The following is a 3,007-nucleotide window of genomic DNA, read 5'->3' on the forward strand; positions in this document are numbered from 1 at the left end:
GTGTGTATAAGAGACAGATGTAAGTCAAGTAAGTAAGGGCGTACGGCGGATGCCTTGGCCATATCAGCCGATGAAGGACGCGATAAGCTGCGATAAGCTGCGGTGAGGTGCAAGTAACCTTTGACCCGCAGATTTCCGAATGGGGAAACCCGGCGTGAGTAGTCACGTCATCCTCGATGAGGATGGGTACCCGGTGAACTGAAACATCTAAGTAGCCGGAGGAAAAGGAATCAACAGAGATACCCCTAGTAGCGGCGAGCGAACGGGGCAGAGCCCAAACCGGATTGGGAAACCAGTCCGGGGTTGCGGACTGCTAACAAGTGCAGGCGTGAAGCAGAACCGGTTGGGAAACCGGGCCAGAGAGAGTGAGAGCCTCGTAAGCGCAAGCAAATGCATGGAGCAGGATCCAGAGTACCACGAGACACGAGAAACCTTGTGGGAAGCAGGGGGGACCACCCTCCAAGGCGAAACACTGATATGGACCGATAGCGAATAGTACCGTGAGGGAACGGTGAAAAGAACCCCGGGAGGGGAATGAAAGAGAACCTGAAACCGTATGTCTACAAGCAGTCGAAGCGCTTTATATGCGCGACGGCGTGCCTATTGAAGAATGAACCGGCGAGTTGCTGGTGCTAGCGAGGTTAAGCAGAAAATGCGGAGCCGCAGCGAAAGCGAGTCTGAACAGGGCGTATAGTTAGTAACAGCAGACCCGAAACCACAGTGATCTACCCATGTCCAGGTTGAAGCACAGGTAAAAATGTGTGGAGGACCGAACCAGTGAGCGTTGAAAAGCTTTTGGATGAGATGTGGGTAGGGGTGAAATGCCAATCGAACGTGGAGATAGCTGGTTCTCCCCGAAATAGCTTTAGGGCTAGCCTCATGGCGAGAGTACAGGCGGTAGAGCACTGAACAGGGTAGGGGCCTATCCGGCTACTGAACCTAATCAAACTACGAATGGCTGTACTTATCCATGGGAGTCAGACTGTGAGTAATAAGGCCCATAGTCAAGAGGGAAACAGCCCAGACCAACAGCTAAGGTCCCCAATGCCGTACTAAGTGGCGAAGGATGTGGAATTTCAAAAACAACCAGGATGTTGGCTCAGAAGCAGCCACCATTAAAAGAGTGCGTAATAGCTCACTGGTCGAGAGACTCTGCGCCGAAGATGTCCGGGGCTAAAGTACGGAACCGAAGCTTTGGCAATTAACTTTGTTAATTGGGTAGGGGAGCGTTCCTGCATGGGAGAAGCCTGACCGGAAGGACAGGTGGACAGGCAGGAAGAGAGAATGCCGGTATGAGTAGCGAAAAGAAGGGTGAGAATCCCTTCCACCGAAAGCCTAAGGGTTCCTGGGCAACGATCGTCGTCCCAGGGTAAGTCGGGACCTAATCCGAGGCGGAGACGCGCAGGAGATGGACAACAGGTTGAAATTCCTGTACTGGCTGATTTCGTTTGAGCAATGGAGTGACACAGGAAGGAAGGCGCGCGTGCGATTGGAAGAGCACGTCCAAGCAGGTAGGTGGGAAGATAGGCAAATCCGTCTTCCCGGAAGCTGAGATGCGATGGGGAGCGACTGGAAACAGTCGCGAAGGGGCTGGCACTAAACTGTCGAGAAAAGCTTCTAGTGAGGAATCAGGCACCCGTACCGAAACCGACACAGGTAGGCAGGATGAGAATTCTAAGGTGCGCGGGAAAACCCTCGTTAAGGAACTCGGCAAAATGTATCCGTAACTTCGGGAAAAGGATAACCCGGCGTACGTGAAGTGCAGAAGCGCACGGAGCGGAACCGGGTGGCAGAAGAGAGGCCCAAGCGACTGTTTACCACAAACACAGGCGTCTGCTAAAGCGAAAGCTGATGTATAGATGCTGACACCTGCCCGGTGCTGGAAGGTTAAGAGGAAGTGTTAGCGCAAGCGAAGCAGTGAATTGAAGCCCCAGTAAACGGCGGCCGTAACTATAACGGTCCTAAGGTAGCGAAATTCCTTGTCGGGTAAGTTCCGACCCGCACGAAAGGTGTAACGATTTGGGCACTGTCTCAACGAGGGACCCGGTGAAATTGAAGTACCTGTGAAGATGCAGGTTACCCGCGACTGGACAGAAAGACCCCATGGAGCTTTACTGTAACCTGAGATTGGATTCCGGTAAGAGATGTACAGGATAGTTGGGAGGCGGAGAAGCAAGTACGCCAGTATTTGCGGAGCCGATGGTGGGATACCAACCTTGTTTTATTGGAATTCTAACGAGAAGTTTAACAGACTTGCGGACAGTCTCAGGCGGGCAGTTTGACTGGGGCGGTCGCCTCCGAAAGAGTAACGGAGGCGCCCAAAGGTTCCCTCAGCGCGGACGGAAACCGCGCGAAGAGTGCAAAGGCAGAAGGGAGCTTGACTGCGAGACGGACAGGTCGAGCAGGGACGAAAGTCGGGCTTAGTGATCCGGTGGTAGAGAGTGGAATTGCCATCGCTCAACGGATAAAAGCTACCCTGGGGATAACAGGCTTATCTCTCCCAAGAGTCCATATCGACGGGGAGGTTTGGCACCTCGATGTCGGCTCATCACATCCTGGGGCTGAAGTAGGTCCCAAGGGTTGGGCTGTTCGCCCATTAAAGTGGTACGCGAGCTGGGTTCAGAACGTCGTGAGACAGTTCGGTCCCTATCCATCGCGGGCGGAAGAAACTTGAAAGGGGCTGCTCCTAGTACGAGAGGACCGGAGTGGACCGACCAATGGTGTACCAGTCATGGCGCCAGCCGTGCAGCTGGGTAGCTACGTCGGGGACGGATAAACGCTGAAAGCATCTAAGCGTGAAACCAGCCTAAAGATGAGGTTTCTCATTGTGAAAACAAGTAAGGTCCCACAAAGACGATGTGGTTGATAGGCCGGAAGTGGAAGTACAGCGATGTATGGAGCGGACCGGTACTAATAGACCGAGGACTTGACTTAAGCAGCGAACCAGGTTTAAAGGACCGTAGGGACGCATAAACCTTCGTGAGTCGCTTACTCCGAAGCAAGGCTT

General features: G+C 53.4%; 1 rRNA gene. It reads left to right on the forward strand.

From position 1 onward, the window contains the following. Nucleotides 1–22 precede the first annotated feature (22 nt). Nucleotides 23–2,934, forward strand: a 23S ribosomal RNA gene (locus tag A0U42_RS09495). Nucleotides 2,935–3,007: the final 73 nt, after the last annotated feature.

Origin of the sequence: Megasphaera sp. DISK 18 (assembly GCF_001682955.1) — a bacterium.
Taxonomy (GTDB): domain Bacteria; phylum Bacillota; class Negativicutes; order Veillonellales; family Megasphaeraceae; genus Megasphaera; species Megasphaera massiliensis.